Raw genomic sequence first — 20,225 nt, 5'->3', positions numbered from 1 at the left:
GTCCTCCCTGCCGACAACCACCACTGTGCCCCAGCCGTGTTAAGCCGGTGCTGCCGTCACGTGTCAGGCCCGTACCGTTTGCACGAAGGCCACGCGCGGCCCCGTACGGGCTACTTGGCCGACTTGGCCAGGAACGCCAGCAGGTCCTGACGGCTCACCACACCGGTGGGCTTGCCCTCGACGAGCACGATCGCCGCGTCCGCCTCGCCGAGCACCGCCATCAGCTCCGACACCGGCTCGCCCGAGCCGACCTGCGGCAGCGGCGAGCTCATGTGCTTCTCCAGCGGGTCGGTCAGCGAGGCCCGCTGCGCGAACAGCGCCGCCAGCAGCTCCTTCTCGACGACCGAGCCGATGACCTCGGCGGCCATCACGTCCGGGTGACCGGCGCCCGGCTTGACGATGGGCATCTGCGAGACGCCGTACTCGCGCAGGACCTCGATCGCCTGACCGACCGTCTCCTCGGGGTGCATGTGGACGAGGGAGGGGATGCCGCCCTCCTTGTCGTTCAGCACGTCACCGATGCGGGCGGCCGGTCCGGCCTCCTCCAGGAAGCCGTGTCCCGCCATCCACTCGTCACTGAAGATCTTGCTGAGGTAGCCGCGGCCGCTGTCCGGCAGCAGGACGACGACCACGTCGTCCGGGCCCAGGCCTTCGGCGGCCTTGAGCGCGGCCACGACGGCCATGCCGCAGGAGCCGCCGACGAGCAGGCCCTCTTCCTTCGCCAGGCGGCGGGTCATCTGGAAGGAGTCCTTGTCGGACACCGCGATGATCTCGTCCGTCACGTTCGGGTCGTAGGCGGTCGGCCAGAAGTCCTCGCCGACGCCCTCGACCAGGTACGGACGGCCGGAGCCGCCGGAGTAGACCGAGCCCTCGGGGTCGGCGCCGATGACCTTGACCTTCCCGCCGCTGACCTCCTTGAGGTAGTTGCCGGTACCGGAAATCGTGCCGCCGGTGCCCACGCCCGCGACGAAGTGGGTGATCTTCCCGTCCGTCTGGTCCCACAGCTCGGGGCCGGTGGTCTCGTAGTGCGAACGGGGGTTGTTCGGGTTGCTGTACTGGTCGGGCTTCCACGCGCCGGGCTCGCGCGCGAGGCGGTCGGACACGTTGTAGTACGAGTCCGGGTGCTCGGGGTCGACGGCGGTCGGGCAGACCACGACCTCGGCGCCGTACGCGCGCATCACGTTGATCTTGTCCATGGACACCTTGTCAGGGCAGACGAAGATGCACTTGTAGCCCTTCTGCTGGGCCACGATGGCGAGTCCTACACCCGTGTTGCCGCTGGTCGGCTCCACGATGGTGCCGCCGGGCTTGAGGGCTCCGCTCTGCTCGGCGGCCTCGATCATCCGTACGGCGATCCGGTCCTTCACGGATCCACCGGGATTGAAGTACTCGACCTTCGCAAGGACGGTGGCCTGCAGGCCTTCGGTCACACGGTTGAGCTTCACCAGCGGGGTGTTGCCGACGAGGCTGATCATCGAGTCGTGGAATTGCACCATGTTCTCCAAGGAGGGGACTCCACGGGTTCTCCGGGAGGTCTGGCCAGAGTATGCGTAAAGGGATTGGCCGACCGTGCGTACGGGGCAGGTAGGGATCAATGAGGACCGAGGAGGTGGCCTGAAGGGTGTCCAGGGCGAGAACGGCCCGCCGGATCGCGGCGGGGGCAGCGTACGGCGGAGGCGGACTCGGACTGGTCGGGGCCGCCGCGGTGGGTCTGGTGCTGGCCGAGGTGCAGTTCGCCAAGCGGACGGTGGGCACCGGGCTGGGGGATCCGCCGCGCGCCGACGGGCTGTACGGGAGCGAGTTCGGCGGCCCGGAACAGAGCCCGGGACCGCTGCGCCTGGGCATGCTGGGCGATTCCACGGCCGCGGGGCTCGGCGTACGGCGGGCCCGGCAGACGCCGGCGGCCCTGCTGGCGTCCGGGCTGGCGGCGGTGGCCGAGCGCCCGGTGGAGCTGCGCAACGTGGCCCTGTCGGGGGCCATGTCGGACGACCTGGACCGGCAGGTGGGGCTGCTGCTGAACGACCAGACACCGGCTCCGGACGTGTGCGTGATCATGATCGGTGCGAACGACGTGACGCGCCGGATGCCGCCGACCCAGTCCGTGCGCTGCCTGACCTCGGCCGTGCGGCGGCTGCGGATGGCGGGGGCCGAGGTCGTCGTGGGCACCTGCCCGGACCTGGGCACGATCGAGCCGGTGTACCAGCCGCTGCGCTGGGTGGCCCGGCGGGTCTCGCGGCAGCTGGCCGCCGCGCAGACCATAGGAGTGGTCGCGCTGGGCGCCCGTACGGTCTCCATGGGTGACCTGCTGGGCCCGGAGTTCGCCGCGAACCCGCGCGAGATGTTCGGCCCGGACTCCTACCACCCGTCGGCGGAGGGGTACGCGACGGCCGCCATGGCCGTGCTGCCGACGCTGTGCGCGGCGCTCGGCCTGTGGCCGGAGTCGGACCGGCTGGACGTGTCCCGCGACGAGGACATGCTTCCGGTGGCGAAGGCCGCGTCCGCCGCGGCGGGCCAGGCGGGCACGGAGGTCACGGCCGCCCGCGGCCCGTGGGTCCTGCTCAAACACCGCCGCCGCCGCCGCGTCCAGGCCGAAGACCCCTCATCCCCACCCGCCGGCGTCTCCGGCCCCTCCTGACCCCGCGGAGCCCGGCTCATTCGCGCCCCGCCCTTTCAGCCTCGCCGGCGTTTGAGGCGCGGGGTGTGGGGCAGGGCCCCACCAGCGGCGCCGCACATTCCGGCGTACGGGCCCCCAAGGGACCGCACCCCCGCGGGAGCGACCGGCATCACACTCCCAGGCCGGTGACCTCGACCGTACGGGGCGGTAACTTCGCATGCGGTCCCGCAACGACGCACCCCTTGGAGTCCCGATGCCCGAAGCCGTCATCGTTTCCACCGCCCGCTCTCCCATCGGGCGTGCCGGCAAGGGGTCCCTCAAGGACGTCCGCCCGGACGACCTGACCGCGACGATCATCCAGGCCGCCCTCGCCAAGGTCCCCGAGCTGGACCCGCGCCAGATCGACGACCTGATGCTCGGCTGTGGCCTCCCCGGCGGCGAGCAGGGCCACAACCTGGCCCGCATCGTGGCCGTGCAGATGGGCATGGACTACCTGCCCGGCACCACGATCACCCGCTACTGTTCCTCCTCGCTCCAGACCTCCCGCATGGCGCTGCACGCCATCAAGGCCGGCGAGGGCGACGTCTTCATCTCCGCGGGCGTCGAGACGGTCTCCCGGTTCGCGAAGGGCTCCTCGGACGGCCTGCCGGACACGCACAACCCGCTCTTCGGCGAGGCGGAGGCCCGTACGGCCGCCGTCGCGCAGAGCGAGGGCTCCTCCTGGCACGACCCGCGCGCGGACGGCCTGATCCCGGACGCCTACATCTCGATGGGGCAGACCGCGGAGAACCTGGCCCGCCTCAAGGGCGTGACCCGCCAGGACATGGACGAGTTCGGCGTGCGCTCGCAGAACCTCGCCGAAGAGGCCATCAAGAACGGCTTCTGGGCCCGCGAGATCACCCCGGTCACCACCCCCGACGGCACGGTCGTCTCCACCGACGACGGCCCGCGCGCCGGCGTGACCCTGGAGGGCGTGCAGGGCCTCAAGCCCGTCTTCCGCCCCGACGGCCTGATCACGGCCGGCAACTGCTGCCCGCTCAACGACGGCGCTGCGGCGCTGGTCATCATGAGCGACACCAAGGCCCGCGAGCTGGGCCTGACCCCGCTGGCGCGGATCGTCTCCACCGGCGTCACCGCCCTCTCCCCCGAGATCATGGGCCTGGGCCCGGTCGAGGCGTCGAAGCAGGCCCTGAAGCGAGCCGGCCTGACGGTCGGCGACATCGACCTGTTCGAGATCAACGAGGCCTTCGCGGCCCAGGTCATCCCGTCGTACCGGGACCTGGAGATCCCCCTCGACAAGCTGAACGTCAACGGCGGGGCCATCGCCGTCGGTCACCCGTTCGGGATGACCGGTGCCCGCATCACCGGCACTCTGATCAACAGCCTGCAGTTCCACGACAAGCAGTTCGGCCTCGAGACGATGTGCGTCGGCGGCGGCCAGGGCATGGCCATGGTCATCGAGCGGCTGAGCTGAGCCGTAGCCAAACCTGTCGGTTCGCACTGATCCAGAGCGATCTGATCAAGACCAGGCCCCAGTCGCCGCAAGGGATCCGGCCGGATCCCTTGCGGCGTACCGGCACCGGATCCAATCCCTTCGCGGCCGACCTGTGACCGAATCTCCCCCAGGATGTGACCTATCTCCTGGGGGATCGGTGTTTGTGCAGGTCAGCGGCAGTACAGGGGGTGCGGGTGTGACCAAAGCCCTGTCCAATTCGTGACGTAATGCACTGCACGCCATTCCCAGGTCGGGACACTCTGATGTAGGAAGTCGGGGGATCGAATCACCTCAGGAGTTAGTCAGTGAGCGCCATGTCTCTTGCCCTGCTGCTGACCACCGCCGCCGCCGCGGCCGTGGGCGCTGCTGCGCTGCACGCCGTCCACGGTCTGCGCAAGCAGGTCACCGCCCTGCGCACCGAGCTGGCGGGGCCGGTCCACCACCGCGGTGCGACCGTCCCGCACGCCCGCAGCGCCGTGGAGTCCCCCGCCGCCGAGATACGGGCCGCCGTGGCCGAAGCCCTCGCCGAGGAGCGCGAGCGCGAGCTGGCCGAGGCGCGCGCCTTCTGGGCCGCGCAGGAGGCCCGTGACGCCGCCGACGCCCCGTCGCTGCTGGGCGGCCTGTCCGGGCTCGGCGAGGACAGCCCCCTCTTCCTGCCCCGGCAGGCCGACATGGTGGGTCTGGAGCCCGTCCTGGGCGAGGAGGCCCTCGACGAGCTCCCCGGTTACTCCGAGGACTCGGCCGAGCTGGCCGCCGCCCGCCGGCGCCACCCCTCGCACCCCGACTTCGTACCGGCCCAGGCCTCGCACCCGGGCGCCGACCACGAGCGCACCGTCAACCGCCTGGAGGAGCTCGCGGAGGCCCGTACGGCCCTCGCGGACGTCCGCCCCGGCCCGCTGGGCACGCTCGACGTGTACGTCTTCACCGACGGCACGACGCTCTGTATGACCCCCGGGCACCGGGAGACCGCCGAGCGCCTCGCCGAGGCCCTGCGTTCGGGCACCGCACCGGTCCTGCTGGGCGGCTCGGGCATCTCCGGCGCCTACGCGCTGACCTTCTCCTGCGGTGACTCCGAGGACCCCGACAACAACGTCTACATCCTCGCGGACCGCGTCATCGCATCGCTCTGATCTCCGCCTGCTCCACCAGCCCCACGGCCTCGTCCAGCACCTCGGACGGGGCCGTCGCGCCGTCCGGGCCGGCCGGCGCGGCGCGCAGCGCCTCGGCGAGGTCCAGGCCGGCCACGGCCACCTGGTCCCCGACGACGAAGATGCCGGCGTCCGGCAGCTCTCGCGGCGCCTGTCCGGGGGCCTCCAGCCGCTGCGCCCGTGCGGAGAGCTCGCGGGCCAGTTCCAGGGCCACGGCGGCGGCTCCCTGCTGCAGGCGGCTCTGCGGGGCGGCCCGCAGCCGGTCGGCGAAACGTTCCACGACGGCGGTCAGGGGCGAAGTATCAAGCACCCGGCCGACCTTACGCGCCGCCCGGGCACCATTGCCAACGGGCGAACTCTCCGGCACGGTGGCGTGAAGAGAACAGCACGGCGATACCTCCGGAGGCGCCCATGTCCGTAGAGTTCTCCGAACAGACACACCGCAACATGATCGACAGAATCCCCCAGACCACCGGTCGTGAGGTCTCCGACTGGCTCCGCACCGTCGACGAAGGCCCCTCACTCGTCCGGTTCGAGGAGAAGGTCAGCTGGCTCCGCGGCGCGCACGAGCTGTCGTACGGCCAGGCCAAGGCGATCATCCACGAGTACGACCTGCGCAGAGCAGCGCGCCGGTTCGGCTGAACCCCTCCCCCGACCCCCGTTCCCCTAGACACGGGAAGGCCCCGCGAGCGGTGTGCTCGCGGGGCCTTCCCCATGCGGTGTGCCGTGCGCAGGGCGGGGCGGCCTGCGGGTCCTGCTAGTCGTCGCCCGACAGGATCGAGAAGATGCGCAGCATCTCCACGTAGATCCACGCCAGGGTCACGGTGAGGCCGAAGGCCGCCAGCCAGGCCTCGTCGCGCGGGGCGCCGTAGGCGATGCCGTCCTCGACCTGCTTGAAGTCCAGGGCGAGGAAGCAGGCGCCGAGGATGACGCCGATGGCACCGAACAGCAGGCCGAGGCCGCCGCTGCGGAAGCCGAGGCCGTCACCGCCGCCGAAGACCGCGAACAGCGTGTTCGTCAGCATCAGCAGGATGAAGCCGAGGGTCGCGGCCATCACGAAACCGTAGAAACGGCGCGTGACGCGGATCCAGCCCATCTTGTACCCGACGAGCACGGCGGCGAAGACGCACATCGTGCCCAGCACGGCCTGGATGACCACGCCGGGGCTGAGGTAGGTGCTGACGGCGGCGCTGATGACGCCGAGGAAGACACCCTCGAACGCCGCGTAGGCCAGGATCAGGCCCGGGGAGGCCTTGCGCTTGAAGGACTGAATGATCACCAGGACGAAGGCCACCAGGCCCGCGGCGAAGGCGATGCCATACGACTTGCCGAGGTTGGCCGGGTCGACCGGCAGCAGCACCCAGGAGAGGGTTGCCGTGACGATGAGCGTGCCGAGCGTCATGGCCGTACGGCTCACGACGTCGTCGATGGTCATCGCGTCGGCGCGCGCCGGTGCCTGCGGCATACCCGTGGTCGGGTCGGTCGCGTACGGGTTCGTCGCGTACGGGTTGGTCCCGGCCTGCTGGTGCTGCGGCGCTTCAAAGCCCGCGTGGCCACCGTTGTCGCGGCTGAACCCCCGTCGCGAGAAGACCGGGTTACTGCTCCTCATCTCACTCCTCCGTGGCCGCCGAGCGCGGCCTTGCAACAAGAGTAATGCGCTCGCAAAGAAAGCACCCTACTGCTGGAGGAGGATCTTAGGAGAAGGCAGGGCGAAGCGCAGGAGATAAACGAGCGGGCCTCGCGAGAGCTGCGGAGTGCCCGGAGCCGGACTTGAACCGGCACGGCCCGAAGGCCAGCGAGGTTTAAGCTCGCCGTGTCTGCATTCCACCATCCGGGCAGGGCGTGGCGGCCCCCGTGGAAAAGCCTTCAACGCTTGATCCGAGCCTATCCGTAACACCGTCGCCGTTGATCGGCCGTCAACCCGATGTTGTCTGATTTTATTGGCGCTTGAGGGATCGTCAGACCCGAGAACGCACGGTCGGCCCGTTCCGGGCGCCGCTCACCACCTGTACGGGATTGACGGGATTTCGACGGCCGCGCCACCCCGCGCGCCACCCTCCGCGCCACCCCGGGCCACCGCCCCGCCGGTCAGGGCTCCTGTCATACCAGAGGAGGAGGCGCGGCGCCCCTTGTCAGACTCCAGTGGGCCGGGAAACAAGCTCGGCGGCTGATCCGGAGCGGGGGTACCCGCGGCGAGGATGGGAACGTCCCGCACCGCAGATCGAGGAGCCGTCCTGTGACCACCATGAACTACGCCCCGCACACCGCTCAGGCCGTGGCCGCCCGCGCCACCGGCCTCTCCAAGGTGTACGGCCAGGGCGAGACCCAGGTGGTCGCCCTGGACAACGTCTCGGTGGACTTCGGGCAGGGGCAGTTCACCGCGATCATGGGCCCCTCGGGCTCCGGCAAGTCCACGCTGATGCACTGCGTCGCCGGCCTGGACACCTTCTCCGCCGGCTCCGTCCGCATAGGCGAGACCGAGCTGGGCGCCCTCAAGGACAAGCAGCTCACCCAGCTGCGCCGGGACAAGATCGGCTTCATCTTCCAGGCCTTCAACCTGCTGCCGACGCTGACCGCCCTGGAGAACATCACGCTCCCCATGGACATCGCCGGCCGCAAGCCCGACAAGCAGTGGCTGGACAACGTGATCAGCATGGTCGGCCTCGCCGGCCGGCTGGGCCACCGCCCCACCCAGCTCTCCGGCGGCCAGCAGCAGCGCGTGGCCGTGGCCCGCGCCCTGGCCTCCCGCCCCGAGATCATCTTCGGTGACGAGCCCACCGGAAACCTCGACTCCCGCTCCGGCGCCGAGGTCCTCGGCTTCCTGCGCAACTCGGTGCGCGAGCTCGGCCAGACCGTCGTGATGGTCACCCACGACCCGGTGGCCGCCTCCTACGCGGACCGCGTCATCTTCCTGGCCGACGGCCGGATCGTCGACGAGATGTACGGGCCCACCGCCGACGGCGTGCTCGACCGCATGAAGGCGTTCGACGCCAAGGGCCGCACCAGCTGACCCGGGATCTCCCTCCCCGCCCTCCTCCAGACCTCCAGCCCCAGGACTGAGATCCCCCATGTTCCGTACCGCCCTGCGCAACGTCCTCGCGCACAAGGCCAGGCTGCTGATGACGGTCCTCGCCGTCACCCTCGGCGTCGCCTTCGTCTCCGGCACCCTCGTCTTCACCGACACCCTCAAGAAGTCCCTCTCCGGCCAGTCCGCCAAGAGCTACGAAGGCGTGGCCGTCTCCGTCACCTCGTACGGCCAGGGCCGCGACGACAACGGCCAGAAGGAGGGCGAGCCCGGCCTCAGCCAGCAGACCCTCGACAAGGTCAAGGCCCTCGGCGGGGTCGACTCCGTCTCCGGCCGCGTCTCCGGCTTCGCCGGCGTGGGCGACGAGAACGGCAAGCTGATCGGCTCCGGCTGGTCCAACAAGGGCTCCAACTACGCCCCCGGCAAGGACGGCAAGGACCCGAACTACGCCTTCGCCCAGGGTGCCGGCCCGGCCAAGGCCGACGAGGTCGCGCTCGACAAGGCGACCGCTGACGCGGGCGGCTACCACGTCGGCGACAAGGTCCGCGTCGCCACCAACGGCCCGGTCAAGGAGTACTCCCTCGCCGGCGTCTTCACCACCGAGGACGGCGCCGTCCAGGCCGGCGGCAGCCTCGTGCTCTTCGACACCAAGGTCGCCCAGGAGCTCTACCTCAAGCCCGGCTACTACCAGGAGCTGTCGGTGGCCGCCAAGGCCGGCGCCTCCGCCGACCAGCTGCTCGCCGAGATCAAGCCGCTGCTCGACGACAAGAACACCAAGGCGCAGACCGGCGCGGCCCTCGCCAAGGAGCAGGCCAAGCAGATCGAGAAGGGCATGAGCAACATGAGCACCATGCTGCTCGTGTTCGCCGGCATCTCGCTCTTCGTCGGCGTCTTCCTGATCTACAACACCTTCACCATGCTGGTCACCCAGCGCACCAAGGAGCTGGCCCTGCTGCGCGCCGTCGGCGCGAACCGCGGCCAGGTCATGCGCTCGGTCCTCGCCGAGGCCCTGGTCGTCGGCGCCGTCTCCGCGGCCGTCGGCCTGCTCAGCGGCCTCGGCCTGGCGATCGGCATGCGCTCCCTGATCGGCTCCTTCGGCGCCAAGCTGCCGGGCGGCGCCCTCGTGGTCGCGCCGGGCACCATCATCGCGGCCCTGGTCATCGGCGTCCTGGTCACCACGCTGGCCGCGCTGCTGCCCGCCTGGCGCACCGGCCGGATCGCCCCCGTCGCCGCCATGGGCAGCGCCCACCTGCCGGCCTCGGCGAAGTCCCTCATCGTGCGCAACGTCATCGGCTCCGTCATCGGCGTCCTCGCCGTCGGCCTGGTCCTGCTGGGCGTGTCCACGGGCGGCTCCAACGGCCGCATGATCATGGGCGCGGGCGCGTTCTTCATGCTCATCGGCCTGATCGTGCTGCTGCCGCTGCTCTCCAAGCCGGTCATCTCGGCGGTCCGCCCCCTGCTCCAGAAGGCGTTCGGGGTTCCCGGCAAGCTGGCCGCGCAGAACGCCGTCCGCAACCCGCGCCGCACCGCCGTCACCGCCGCCTCCCTGGCGATCGGCCTGACCCTGGTCACCACCCTGTCGGTACTCGGCATCACCGTCGGCAAGGTCGTCGACCGCATGAGCACCGAGAAGCTCAAGGCGGACTACCGGGTCTCCATGGCGGGCGACATGGGCAGCCTGGACAAGTCGGTGGCCGAGACCCTGGCCAAGGCTCCCGGCATCAAGGCGGTCTCCCCGCAGGCGGCCGGCTTCCTCAAGGTCGGCGAGGACTTCCGCTCGGCCTCCGGTGTCACCCCCGGTGCCATCGACCAGATGCTGAACATCGAGGTCGTCAGCGGTTCGCTGGACGCCCTCGGCAAGGGCGAGCTGGCGGTCGCCGAGAAGACCGCCAAGAAGGCGAACCTGGCCGTCGGCTCCACGCTCCAGGTCCAGTTCGACGACGGCCGGCAGGACACCCTGAAGGTCGGCGCGGTCTACAAGGACCTGGAGGGACTGCTCTCCCCGTACGTCATCGACAACAAGATCCTCAGCGCCCACAGCGAGGAGCAGTACATCCCCGAGGTGTACGTCAACGTCGACGGCGGGGCCTCCACGGCCGGCCAGCAGAAGGTCGTCGACGCCCTCGGCAAGAACCCGGCCATCACCGTCGCCACCCAGCAGGACATGCGCAACGAGATGGGCGGCATGATCAACACGATGCTGAACGTCATGTACGGCCTGCTCGGCATGGCGCTGATCATCTCGGTGCTCGGTGTGGTCAACACCCTGGCGATGTCCGTCTTCGAGCGGACCCAGGAGATCGGCATGCTGCGGGCGATCGGGCTCGACCGCCGTCGGGTGAAGAACATGATCCGCCTGGAGGCCGTGGTGATCTCGCTCTTCGGCGCGGTCCTGGGCGTCGCGATCGGCGTCTTCCTCGCCTGGGCCGTCGGCACCACGATCGCGAAGTCCATGCCGAACTACGAGCTGGTCCTCCCGTGGGACCGGATCGGCATCTTCCTCCTGCTGGCCGCCGTGGTCGGCGTTCTGGCCGCCATGTGGCCGGCCCGCAGCGCCGCCCGCCTGAACATGCTGACGGCCATCAAGACCGAGTAGCGGGACGCGGGACGGCGACGAGACAGGGTCCCGTGGCGACATGCCCCGGGGCCCTGTCCGTTGTGCACATACGTTTCCGTTACGCCGTTTCCGTTACGCCCCCCAGGTGCGCAGCCGCAGCGGCAGGCCCGAGTCGCCGCCCGGCGCGGGCTTCACCGCGAGGACCTGGTTGACCCCGAGGCGGCCGTGCTCGAAGCCGAGCGCGGAGGCCGCCATGTAGAGCTGCCAGACCCGGGCCCGGCCCGGCGAGGTCAGCCGTACCGCCTCGTCCCAGTGCTCCTCCAGCCCCGCCACCCAGGCCCGCAGGGTCATCGCGTAGTGCTCGCGCAGCGCCTCCACGTCGCGGACCTCGAATCCGGCCCGCTCCAGTTCGCCGACGGTGGTGCCGAGCGGGGAGAGCTCGCCGTCGGGGAAGACGTAGGCGTCGATGAACGCGTCGATCCGGTACGCCTCCTCGTCGGGCTCCGGCCGCCGGGCGATCTGGTGGTTCAGCAGCCGCCCGCCGGGGCGCAGCAGGGCGTGCAGGGTGCGGGCGTACTCCCGGTAGCGGTCGGATCCGACGTGTTCGGCCATCCCGATGGAGGAAATCGCGTCGTACGGACCGTCCCTGACGTCCCGGTAGTCCTGGATGCGCAGCTCGACGAGGTCGGCCAGACCCGCCTCGGCGACCCGTTTGCGGCCGTACGCGGCCTGCTCGCGCGAGAGCGTGATCCCGGTGACCCGGACCCCGTACTCGCGGGCCGCGTGCAGCGCCATGGAGCCCCAGCCGCAGCCGACGTCGAGGAGCCGGTCACCGGGCCGCAGGGCGAGCTTGCGGCAGACCAGGTCGAGCTTGTCCCGCTGGGCCTGCTCCAGGGTGGAGCCGGGGCTCCAGTAGGCGCAGGAGTACACCATCGAGGGGCCGAGCACCCGCTCGTAGAAGTCGTTGCCGACGTCGTAGTGGTGGCTGATGGCCTGGCGGTCGCGCCCCTTGCTGTGCCGCCGCCCGCCCCGCCGGACCGCCTCCTCGGCGGGGGGCGGGGGCGGCGGCAGGGGACCGGCGAGCACGATCAGCTCCCGTACGGCCGCCCGGTGCGCCGGGTCCCGCCATGTGGCCCCCGGCAGCTCGGGCAGCCGGGGCAGCCGGGGCAGCCTCGGGAGGGCCGCGATGCCCTTTCGGGCCGTGTGGGGCACCGGACGGCCGCCCGGCGCCACGGCGGCAGCAGGAGGGCGTTCCGGGCGCCCCGCGGGGCCGGCGGGCAGCGGGGCGCGCTCGCGTTCCCACAGGACCCCCGCCACGCGGTCCAGCAGGCCGAAAAGATCGCCCTCGACGGTCAGTTCCCCCGCCACCCATGCGCGGGCCAGGCCCAGTTCGCCGGGCTTCCACAGCACTCGCCGCACGGCGCGGCGGTCGTGGATGACGAGCACGGGGCCGTTCGGCGGGCCGGCCTCGCTGCCGTCCCAGGCCCGGACGCGCACCGGCAGCGGGGCACCCAGCAGTGTCTCGGCAACAGCGGCCAGCCGCGGCGCGGCGTCGGTCATGGCGCACCTCCACAAAAGCTCCGACCCCTCCCTCTACCCATCCCGGAGCCCGGGTACGCCGAAGGGGCCGCCCGCACCACGGATGGCGGGCGGCCCCTTCGGGGACGTGCAGGTGGAGCTCAGGGTCCTGCCGGCTGGTGCCGGGTCAGGAAGCCTTGGCCTTCTGGGCCGTGGCGGCCGGAGCCGGGGCCGGCTTGGCGGCCTCGTAGAACTCCTCGCGCGGGGTTTCGAGAGCACCCAGCGAGACGACCTCGCGCTTGAGGAACATGCCGAGGGTCCAGTCGGCGAAGACGCGGATCTTGCGGTTCCAGGTCGGCATGGCCATGCCGTGGTAGCCACGGTGCATGTACCAGGCGAGCCGGCCCTTGAGCTTGATCTTCATCTTGCCCATGACGATCATCGCGACGCCCTTGTGGAGGCCGAGGCCCGCCACCGCACCCTTGTTGGAGTGCGAGTACTCGGCCTGCGGGAAGCCCCGCATGCCCGAGATGACGTTGTCGCCGAGGACCTTGGCCTGGCGCAGCGCGTGCTGGGCGTTCGGCGGGCACCAGGCGTTCTCGACGCCGGCCTTGCGGGCGGCCATGTCGGGAACCTGGGCGTTGTCGCCGGCGGTCCAGATGTAGTCCGTGCCCGTGACCTGGAGGGTCGGCTGGGCATCGACGTGGCCGCGGGGGCCCAGCGGCAGGCCGTAGCGGGCCAGCACCGGGTTGGGCTTGACGCCGGCGGTCCACACGATGGTGTGGGAGTCGACCTCGAGGCCGTTCTTCAGCACCACGTGGCCGTCCACGCAGGAGTCCATGGAGGTGTTGAGGTAGATCTCGATGCCGCGGGACTCGAGGTGCTCCTTGCCCCAGGTGCCGAGCTTGGGCCCGACCTCGGGAAGGATCTTGTCGGCCGCGTCGACCAGGATGAAGCGCATGTCCTCGCGCTTGATCGTGGAGTAGTACTTCGCGGCGTCGCGGGCCATGTCCTCGACCTCGCCGATCGTCTCGGCACCGGCGAAGCCGCCGCCGACGAAGACGAAGGTGAGGGCCTTGCGGCGGACGTTCTCGTCCGTCGTGGACTCGGCCTTGTCGAGCTGCTCGAGGACGTGGTTGCGCAGGCCGATGCCCTCTTCGACGCCCTTCATACCGATGCCCTGTTCGGCGAGGCCGGGGATCGGGAAGGTGCGGGAGACAGCGCCGAGCGCGATCACCAGGTAGTCGAAGGGCAGCTCGTACGCCTCGCCGACGAGCGGCGTAACGACGGCGACCTTGCGGTCCTGGTCGATGCTGGTGACCCGGCCGGTGAGAACCTCTGCCTTGGGCAGCACGCGTCGCAGCGGGACGACGACGTGCCGAGGCGAGATGCTGCCTGCGGCCACTTCGGGGAGGAAGGGCTGGTAGGTCATGTACGAGCGCGGGTCGACGACCGTGACGGTCGCCTCGCCGTAGCGCATCTTCTTCATGATGCGCTTGGCTGCGTACAGGCCTACGTACCCACCTCCTACAACGAGGATCCTGGGACGCTCCGTGGTGCTCATGGAACGAGTATCCAGCACCCAAAGGGGTGCCGCTCGTGAGCCCCTTCACAAGCAGTCGGGGGGCCTCTGCTACACTCCGCCGCCCACGTGACGGACGTCATGGCGCGCAACGGGAACCACCGTGTAACGGGAGTCGTTGTTCACCCGTCCTGAACTGGCCTCCAAGGCCTTGACCGGACTGGACCACAGGGGTTCGTCCATACCTCTGACGCGGAACCCGCGGCGTCCGCCGATCGCACGAACACACGCAGAAAAGGGCCCGAGGACCTCTGGAGGGGCCCAAACGGCCCTTCCGTCGGCCCCCCAGGCCCCTTTTCCTTGTGAAGAACTTCACGAACTTCATGTGGATCACGGGTCCGAAGACCCCTCAACCCCACGTTCGAAGGTCGTTCAGGCGATCGACCAGGCGATTCCGTCGAGGATGTCGTGCTCGGACACGATGACCTCGGTGGCGCCGATCCGCTCCATGATCGCCAGGAGCACCAGCACGCCGGCCCCGATCACGTCCACCCGGCCCGGGTGCATCACGGGGATCGCCGCGCGCTCGGCGTGGGTCGCCGTGAGCATCCGCTCGCTGACCTCGCGGACCTGCTCGTAGGAGATCCGCGCGTGGTGGATCTCCGAGGAGAGGTACTCCGGCAGGCCGAGGACGATCCCGGCCACCGTGGTGACCGAACCGGCCAGGCCCACCAGGGTGCGCGCCTCGGCCAGCGGGACGCTCTCGGCGGCCAGGTCGAGGGCGGCCTCGATGTCGGCCCGCATCGCGGCGATCTGCGCCGGGGACGGCGGGTCGGTGACGACCCCGTCCACCGCGAGGTGACGCTCGGTCATCCGGACGCAGCCCACGTCCACGGAGCGGGCGGCGCGCACGTGGTCCTCGCCGACCACGAACTCGGTCGAACCGCCGCCGATGTCCACCACCAGGAACGGCCGTTCCAGGTGTTCGTGGGCGACGAGCTCCTTGGTGGCGCCGGTGAAGGAGAACTCGGCCTCCTGGTCGCCGGAGATCACCTCGGGCTCCACGCCCAGGATGTCCTTGACGCCCTGCACGAACTCGTCGCGGTTCTCGGCGTCCCGGGAGGCGGAGGTGGCCACGAAGCGCACCTTCTCCGCTCCGAGCTCCTTGATGACCGCGGCGTATTCGCGGCAGGCGGCGAAGGTGCGCTCCAACGCCTCCGGGGCGAGGCGCCCGGTCCGGTCCACGCCCTGGCCGAGGCGGACGATGGTCATCCGCCGGTCCAGCTCGACCAGCTCGCCGGTGTCCGGGTCACAGTCCGCGACGAGGAGCCGGATGGAGTTCGTACCGCAGTCGATGCCGGCGACCCGGCTCACGCGTCCGACTCCTTCTTCTCCGCGCACGGGGTGACGCAGGCGCCCTTGGCCCACCACTCGGGCAGCATCGCCAGGGCCTCGTCACCGAACGGGTTCACGCCCGGGCCCGCGGCCAGGGAGTGACCGACCAGCACGTGCAGGCACTTGACCCGGTCCGGCATCCCGCCGGCGCTCGGGAACCCCTGGAGCACCTCGATGGCGTCGCGGCGCCGGATGTAGTCCTCGTGCGCGGCCTGGTAGGCGGCGGCGAGCTCCGGGTCCTCGGCGAGCCGGGCCTGCATCTCCTTCATCACGCCGTTGGCCTCCAGCGTGCCGATCGCGGAGGCCGCGCGCGGGCACGTCAGGTAGTACAGCGTGGGGAAGGGGGTGCCGTCGGGGAGCCGAGGGGCGGTCTCCACCACGTCCGGCTGCCCGCAGGGGCAGCGGTGCGCGATGGCGCGCAGCCCGCGCGGCGGGCGGCCGAGCTGCTGCTCGAACGCCTCGATGTCCGCGTCGGTCGGCTCGGTCCGGTCGGTCTGGGGCGGGGGCGTCTGCATGCCTGGAGGAAGTCTCTTCGTTCGGTTCTATGACGGATGGAACTGGTTCAGTCGCCGGGGCGGTCGGCCTTGTCGACGCCGTCCCAGACGTTCGAGTACCAGGGGCGGTCCGAGCCGGCCTGGCCGGTCCGGTGCGGTTCCGGGGGCTGGGCCCCGGGGTCGCTCATGATGTAGCCGATCTCCCCCGGGCGCAGGAAGTGCAGGTGCCTGCGTGCCTGCTGCTCGGCGTAGGCGTCGTCCTGCCAGCGGGCCTTTTCGTCGCGCAGCCGCTCCAGGCGCTCCCGCGCGGTGGCGGCGGCCCGCCGCTGCTCCGCGATCTCCGAGCGCTGGGAGACGTACTGGCGCATCGGATACGCGAGGGCGACGACCAGGGTACAGAGGACGAGCACGAGGAGCGCGGCCCGGCCGGTGAGCCGGCTGCGGCGGACCTGCCGGCGCGACTGCGAGCGGTAGACGTGGGCGGCGGTCCGCTCACCGAGCTGCTTGAGCCTGGTCGCGGTGGAGAAGGTGGAGAACCGATCCCGGTTCCCGGCCATTGGTCCGCCTCCCCTGTGTACGCACTACGCAAATACGTCCCCGCACACGGTACGGGACCGAGTGCGGGGACGTACGGAGGCCAGCCCCTCAGGGGGGTGATTAGCCCTTGAAGCGCGGGAAGGCGCTGCGGCCCGCGTACACCGCGGCGTCGTCGAGGATCTCCTCGATGCGCAGCAGCTGGTTGTACTTGGCGACGCGGTCCGAGCGGGCCGGGGCGCCGGTCTTGATCTGACCGCAGTTCACGGCGACGGCGAGGTCGGCGATGGTGACGTCCTCGGTCTCACCGGAACGGTGGGACATCATGCACTTGAAGCCGTTGCGCTGGGCCATCTCGACGGCGTCCAGGGTCTCGGTCAGCGAACCGATCTGGTTCACCTTCACGAGCAGGGCGTTCGCGGAGCCCTCCTCGATACCGCGGGCCAGACGCTCCGGGTTGGTGACGAAGAGGTCGTCGCCGACGATCTGGACCTTGGAGCCCAGCTTGTCGGTGAGGGTCTTCCAGCCGGCCCAGTCGTCCTCGTACAGCGGGTCCTCGATGGAGACCATCGGGTACGCGGAGACGAGCTCCTCGTAGTACTCGGTCATCTCGGCGGCCGAGCGGGACTGGCCCTCGAACTCGTACTTGCCGTCCTTGTAGAACTCGGACGCGGCGACGTCGAGCGCGAGCGCGATGTCCTTGCCCGGGGTGTAGCCGGCCTGCTTGATGGCCTCGACGATGAGGTCGAGCGCGGCGCGGTTGGACTCCAGGTTCGGCGCGAAGCCGCCCTCGTCGCCCAGACCGGTGGAGAGGCCCTTGGTGTGCAGGACCTTCTTGAGGGTGTGGTAGACCTCCGCGCCCCAACGCAGCGCCTCGGAGAAGGACTCCGCGCCGATCGGGGCGATCATGAACTCCTGGATGTCCACGTTGGAGTCGGCGTGCGACCCACCGTTGAGGATGTTCATCATCGGAACGGGCAGCAGGTGCGCGTTCGGACCGCCGAGGTAACGGAAGAGCGGCAGGTCCGAGGCCTCGGACGCGGCGTGCGCGACGGCGAGGGAGACGCCGAGGATGGCGTTGGCGCCGAGGGAGCCCTTGTTGTCGGTGGCATCCAGGTCGAACATGGCCTGGTCGATCAGGCGCTGCTCGGTGGCGTCGTAGCCGACGAGCTCCGGGCCGATCTGCTCGATGACGGCGAGGACGGCCTTCTCGACACCCTTGCCGAAGTAACGGTCGGGGTCACCGTCACGGAGCTCGATGGCCTCGAATGCACCGGTGGAGGCGCCGGACGGGACTGCAGCACGGCCGGTGCTGCCATCGTCGAGGCCCACCTCGACCTCGACCGTGGGGTTGCCTCGGGAGTCCAGGATTTCCCGGGCTACGACGACGTCGATGGACGGCACGAGCATCTCCTTCTGGGATGTGACGCTGGGTGTGCGGTGGCATGTCAGGCCGTGGGACGGCCTTGCCGCTTAGAGCCTAACCGGCCCGGGGCACTCGACCGGCCGACCGCCCGACCCCTGGGACGAAAAAGGGCCCGAATACCCCTCTTCCGGGACATAGGTCTCCGGTTCGTCGCCCGTTGTCCGGTACGCACGCCGCCGCCCGGCGCGTGGGGGGAGACGCGCCGGGCGGGGGGAATGCTGTGCGTTGCGTACGCTCTTGCGGCTATTGCCGCAGTGTTCAGCTGAGCTTCAGCTTCTGACCCGGGAAGATCAGGTCGGCGTCCGAGACTATGTCCTTGTTCAGCTCGAAGAGCTTCTCCCAGCCGCCCTTGACGCCGTTGACCTCGGCGATGGTGCCCAGGGTGTCGCCGGGCTTGACCTCGTACGAGCCGTTGCCGGTCTTCGGGGCCTCGGGGGCCGCCGGGCGCTCGGAACGGGTGGTCGGGGCCTCGGAGCGCTTGGTCTCCTTCTTCGGCGTGGCCTTCGGGGTGGCCTTCGTCTCGGTCTTCTTCGAGTCGGCCTTCGGCTTGTTCTGCGTCGAGGTCTCCGTGCCGCCACCGGCGTAGGAGGAGTTCGACAGACCCTTGCCGCAGTGCGGCCAGGCGCCCTTACCCTGGCCCTTGAGGACCTTCTCGGCGACGGCTATCTGCTGGGACTTCGAGGCCTGGTTGGCCTGCGCGGCGTACGACTTGCCGCCGTACGCGGCCCACGTCGAGGACGAGAACTGCAGTCCGCCGTAGTAGCCGTTGCCCGTGTTGATGGACCAGTTGCCGCCGGACTCGCACTGCGCGACCTTGTCCCACTCGGACGCGGTGGCGGCGCTGGCGGTGCCCGCGGCCATCAGGGGGGCGGCGACGGCCACACCGGCGACACCGGCGAGCGTGACGATGCGGACGGCCTTGGAGGTGCGACGGTGCTTGCCCTTGCCGGAAAGCAGCATGGAGTTTCTCCTCACCGACGCCTACGAGGTGAGCTGTCGGGTTCGGGCGAGTGAGTTGCCCGGCCGTGCGACCTAGCGCACGTCTTAACCCCTAGCCGGTGGCGTGACCGTCTCTCAACGGCCGCTCCCGGCGCCTACCTTGGTTCCCCCGCTCCTGCCTTCGGCGCTTGACGCGACGACTGTTCCCCCCGTCCGCCGGCAGGATTCGGCGATGCGGTCGAAGGAGCCCGCGGTGGCGGGCGAATCAGAAGGTAGACAGGTCTCTCCCCGATGTTCAACGAGGAACATCGGGGAGAGAGGGGCCCTACTTGCGCTCTCCGCAGGGGCGTTTGCGCAGGTGAGGACGGGGTTTGCGGAAGCCCCGGGGCGGGACACGCCAGTTGACCGGAAGAGACACATGTCTCACTTACAGATAACCGACAATCAGTTCTTTCCGGGCGCCTGAAGTGTCCTTATTGCATGGTTAGATCCAGGTTCTGTCCGGGCTTGATCAGGTTGGCATCCTCGCCGATGACCTGCTCGTTGGCCTCGTAGAGGCCGTTCCAGCCGCCCTTGACTCCCTTGGCAACCGCGATGGTCGCCAGGCTGTCGCCCTCCTGGACCGTGTACGTGGGGGCCGACGCGGCGTCAGACGGGACGGGGGCCTCGGGCGCGGGAGCGCCGCGGTGCTTGCCGCTGCCCTCGGCCGGAGCGCCTTCCGGAGTGGCGCCCGGGGTCGCCGGGGCGGTCGGGGCGGCCGGGTCCGCCGGGGTCGCACCCGGGGTGGTGGTGGGCGGGGTCGTGGGCGCCGAGGGGTCCACCGGGAGGGTCGGAGCCGTCGGGTCGACGGGCGGCAGCGGCGTGGTGCCCGGGGTGCCCGGGACCGCCGGCTGCGACGGGTCGACGGGAGGCGCCGTCGGGGCGTCCGGCGCCGGCATGACGGGGAGTCCGACGGACGGCGCGTCGGGGATCAGGAAGGGGCTGCCTGTCGGGCTGGGGGCCGCGTGGGTCGGGGCGCCGAAGTCCTTGGCCGGCTCGCCGCCGGTGGTGGACGGGACCGCGTCGTCCGGGCGGGAGGGCGAGGGGGCGATCGGGCCGGAGGTGCCGGGCAGACCGGGATCCACCTTGGCGGCGGGGCCCTGCTGCTCCAGTCCCGCCGAGGTGGCGCACAGCGGCCACGCTTGCGGTCCCTGCGAGGCCAGCACTCGCTCGGCCACGGCGATCTGCTGGGACCGGCTCGCGAGGTCGGCGCGCTCGGCGAAGTCGAGTCCGCCGGCGCCCTGCCACTCCTCCTGGGTGAACTGCAGCCCGCCGTACGCGCCGGTGCCGGAGTTGGCACTCCAGGAGCCGCCGCTCTCGCACTCGGCGACCTTGTCCCAGGTCGCGGTGTCGGCAGCGGTGGCATTGGTGGCGGCTAGCAGCGGCAGAGCCAGCGCGGAGCCAGTGACTCCGGCTGTGACTACCAGCGCGGGGACCTGGCGGGGGCGTCTGTGGCGGCCGTTCCCGGAACGCATGAGGTGCACCTTTCGCATAACAGCGGGGTAACGGCAGAACCTAG

General features: G+C 70.5%; 17 protein-coding genes, 1 tRNA gene and 1 riboswitch. Of the genes, 6 read left to right on the top strand and 12 right to left on the bottom strand.

Translation table 11 applies throughout. The annotated features are described in order from the left end of the window. Positions 1 to 110 precede the first annotated feature (110 nt). Positions 111 to 1,493, bottom strand: a complete 1,383-nt coding sequence (locus ACZ4VT_RS19085) for a cystathionine beta-synthase (RefSeq protein ID WP_362811416.1) — start codon at positions 1,491 to 1,493, stop codon at positions 111 to 113. 128 nt (positions 1,494 to 1,621) lie between these two features. On the opposite strand from ACZ4VT_RS19085, the gene ACZ4VT_RS19080 reads away from it, so the two are divergent. From ACZ4VT_RS19080 to ACZ4VT_RS19070, 3 genes are all read left to right on the top strand, one after another. Beyond that, complete coding sequence (locus ACZ4VT_RS19080) at positions 1,622 to 2,635, top strand: SGNH/GDSL hydrolase family protein (protein ID WP_467951056.1); 1,014 nt, start codon at positions 1,622 to 1,624, stop codon at positions 2,633 to 2,635. A 232-nt stretch (positions 2,636 to 2,867) separates the two neighbouring features. Further along, positions 2,868 to 4,088, top strand: a complete 1,221-nt coding sequence (locus tag ACZ4VT_RS19075) for an acetyl-CoA C-acetyltransferase (protein ID WP_467951054.1) — start codon at positions 2,868 to 2,870, stop codon at positions 4,086 to 4,088. Between the two features lie 326 nt (positions 4,089 to 4,414). After that, a complete protein-coding gene (locus ACZ4VT_RS19070; RefSeq protein ID WP_467951052.1) occupies positions 4,415 to 5,239 on the top strand; it encodes a hypothetical protein in 825 nt (274 codons plus the stop codon). On the opposite strand, the gene ACZ4VT_RS19065 is transcribed toward ACZ4VT_RS19070, so the two are convergent. Then, on the bottom strand, positions 5,223 to 5,567 hold the full coding sequence (locus tag ACZ4VT_RS19065; RefSeq protein WP_467951050.1) for a hypothetical protein: 345 nt from the start codon (positions 5,565 to 5,567) through the stop codon (positions 5,223 to 5,225). The genes ACZ4VT_RS19070 and ACZ4VT_RS19065 overlap by 17 nt on opposite strands. Before the next feature lie 101 nt (positions 5,568 to 5,668). Between ACZ4VT_RS19065 and ACZ4VT_RS19060 the strand changes: the two genes are divergently transcribed. Beyond that, positions 5,669 to 5,899 carry a DUF4287 domain-containing protein gene (locus ACZ4VT_RS19060; protein WP_030716449.1) on the top strand — a complete coding sequence of 77 codons (231 nt, stop codon included), beginning with the start codon at positions 5,669 to 5,671 and terminating at the stop codon, positions 5,897 to 5,899. A 115-nt stretch (positions 5,900 to 6,014) separates the two neighbouring features. Here the strand turns inward: ACZ4VT_RS19060 and ACZ4VT_RS19055 are convergent, their stop codons facing one another. Beyond that, positions 6,015 to 6,866: a Bax inhibitor-1/YccA family protein gene (locus ACZ4VT_RS19055; RefSeq protein ID WP_467951047.1), complete on the bottom strand. Its 852-nt coding sequence runs from the start codon at positions 6,864 to 6,866 to the stop codon at positions 6,015 to 6,017. 146 nt (positions 6,867 to 7,012) lie between these two features. After that, positions 7,013 to 7,094 (bottom strand) — tRNA-Leu (locus ACZ4VT_RS19050). Between the two features lie 408 nt (positions 7,095 to 7,502). Here ACZ4VT_RS19050 and ACZ4VT_RS19045 point away from each other — a divergent pair. Together ACZ4VT_RS19045 and ACZ4VT_RS19040 are read left to right on the top strand one after the other, a co-directional pair. After that, entirely contained in the window at positions 7,503 to 8,267 is a 765-nt protein-coding gene (locus ACZ4VT_RS19045; RefSeq protein ID WP_362811422.1) for an ABC transporter ATP-binding protein, read from the top strand. A 58-nt stretch (positions 8,268 to 8,325) separates the two neighbouring features. After that, positions 8,326 to 10,878 (top strand): ABC transporter permease, encoded by a 2,553-nt coding sequence (locus tag ACZ4VT_RS19040; RefSeq protein WP_467951045.1) that lies wholly within the window; start codon positions 8,326 to 8,328, stop codon positions 10,876 to 10,878. A 93-nt stretch (positions 10,879 to 10,971) separates the two neighbouring features. On the opposite strand, the gene ACZ4VT_RS19035 is transcribed toward ACZ4VT_RS19040, so the two are convergent. The 8 genes from ACZ4VT_RS19035 to ACZ4VT_RS19000 all read right to left on the bottom strand — a co-directional run bounded on the left by ACZ4VT_RS19035 (position 10,972) and on the right by ACZ4VT_RS19000 (position 20,181). Then, positions 10,972 to 12,399, bottom strand: a complete 1,428-nt coding sequence (locus tag ACZ4VT_RS19035; protein ID WP_467951043.1) for a class I SAM-dependent methyltransferase — start codon at positions 12,397 to 12,399, stop codon at positions 10,972 to 10,974. Positions 12,400 to 12,544: 145 nt separating this feature from the next. Then, positions 12,545 to 13,921, bottom strand: a complete 1,377-nt coding sequence (locus ACZ4VT_RS19030) for an NAD(P)/FAD-dependent oxidoreductase (protein ID WP_467951041.1) — start codon at positions 13,919 to 13,921, stop codon at positions 12,545 to 12,547. Between the two features lie 390 nt (positions 13,922 to 14,311). After that, positions 14,312 to 15,253 (bottom strand): Ppx/GppA phosphatase family protein, encoded by a 942-nt coding sequence (locus tag ACZ4VT_RS19025; protein ID WP_467951039.1) that lies wholly within the window; start codon positions 15,251 to 15,253, stop codon positions 14,312 to 14,314. Continuing rightward, positions 15,250 to 15,789, bottom strand: coding sequence for a DUF501 domain-containing protein (locus ACZ4VT_RS19020; protein ID WP_351292336.1), 540 nt, complete (start codon positions 15,787 to 15,789; stop codon positions 15,250 to 15,252). The genes ACZ4VT_RS19025 and ACZ4VT_RS19020 overlap by 4 nt, the downstream gene beginning before the upstream one ends. Positions 15,790 to 15,836: 47 nt before the next feature. Next, entirely contained in the window at positions 15,837 to 16,325 is a 489-nt protein-coding gene (locus ACZ4VT_RS19015) for an FtsB family cell division protein (RefSeq protein ID WP_467951037.1), read from the bottom strand. A 100-nt stretch (positions 16,326 to 16,425) separates the two neighbouring features. Beyond that, positions 16,426 to 17,712 (bottom strand): phosphopyruvate hydratase, encoded by a 1,287-nt coding sequence (gene eno / locus ACZ4VT_RS19010; RefSeq protein WP_069920566.1) that lies wholly within the window; start codon positions 17,710 to 17,712, stop codon positions 16,426 to 16,428. 274 nt (positions 17,713 to 17,986) lie between these two features. Next, positions 17,987 to 18,688: a transglycosylase family protein gene (locus tag ACZ4VT_RS19005; RefSeq protein ID WP_467951035.1), complete on the bottom strand. Its 702-nt coding sequence runs from the start codon at positions 18,686 to 18,688 to the stop codon at positions 17,987 to 17,989. Between the two features lie 3 nt (positions 18,689 to 18,691). Then, a riboswitch (cyclic di-AMP (ydaO/yuaA leader) is annotated at positions 18,692 to 18,864 on the bottom strand. A 276-nt stretch (positions 18,865 to 19,140) separates the two neighbouring features. Continuing rightward, positions 19,141 to 20,181 (bottom strand): transglycosylase family protein, encoded by a 1,041-nt coding sequence (locus ACZ4VT_RS19000; RefSeq protein WP_467951033.1) that lies wholly within the window; start codon positions 20,179 to 20,181, stop codon positions 19,141 to 19,143. Positions 20,182 to 20,225: the final 44 nt, after the last annotated feature.

The organism is Streptomyces sp. NPDC029164 (assembly GCF_055563995.1).
The sequence above is the reverse complement of the archived record's forward strand: the minus strand, read 5'-3'. Positions and strand labels throughout refer to the sequence as shown.

Bases quoted from the DNA above. Each gene is read 5' to 3' on its own strand.
- ACZ4VT_RS19075 (WP_467951054.1), top strand. From the start codon at position 2,868: ATGCCCGAAGCCGTCATCGTTTCCACCGCCCGCTCTCCCATCGGGCGT.
- ACZ4VT_RS19060 (WP_030716449.1), top strand. From the start codon at position 5,669: ATGTCCGTAGAGTTCTCCGAACAGACACACCGCAACATGATCGACAGA.
- ACZ4VT_RS19055 (WP_467951047.1), bottom strand. From the start codon at position 6,866: ATGAGGAGCAGTAACCCGGTCTTCTCGCGACGGGGGTTCAGCCGCGAC.
- ACZ4VT_RS19045 (WP_362811422.1), top strand. From the start codon at position 7,503: ATGAACTACGCCCCGCACACCGCTCAGGCCGTGGCCGCCCGCGCCACC.
- ACZ4VT_RS19040 (WP_467951045.1), top strand. From the start codon at position 8,326: ATGTTCCGTACCGCCCTGCGCAACGTCCTCGCGCACAAGGCCAGGCTG.
- ACZ4VT_RS19035 (WP_467951043.1), bottom strand. From the start codon at position 12,399: ATGACCGACGCCGCGCCGCGGCTGGCCGCTGTTGCCGAGACACTGCTG.
- ACZ4VT_RS19030 (WP_467951041.1), bottom strand. From the start codon at position 13,921: ATGAGCACCACGGAGCGTCCCAGGATCCTCGTTGTAGGAGGTGGGTAC.
- ACZ4VT_RS19020 (WP_351292336.1), bottom strand. From the start codon at position 15,789: ATGCAGACGCCCCCGCCCCAGACCGACCGGACCGAGCCGACCGACGCG.
- ACZ4VT_RS19015 (WP_467951037.1), bottom strand. From the start codon at position 16,325: ATGGCCGGGAACCGGGATCGGTTCTCCACCTTCTCCACCGCGACCAGG.
- eno (WP_069920566.1), bottom strand. From the start codon at position 17,712: ATGCTCGTGCCGTCCATCGACGTCGTCGTAGCCCGGGAAATCCTGGAC.
- ACZ4VT_RS19005 (WP_467951035.1), bottom strand. From the start codon at position 18,688: ATGCTGCTTTCCGGCAAGGGCAAGCACCGTCGCACCTCCAAGGCCGTC.
- ACZ4VT_RS19000 (WP_467951033.1), bottom strand. From the start codon at position 20,181: ATGCGTTCCGGGAACGGCCGCCACAGACGCCCCCGCCAGGTCCCCGCG.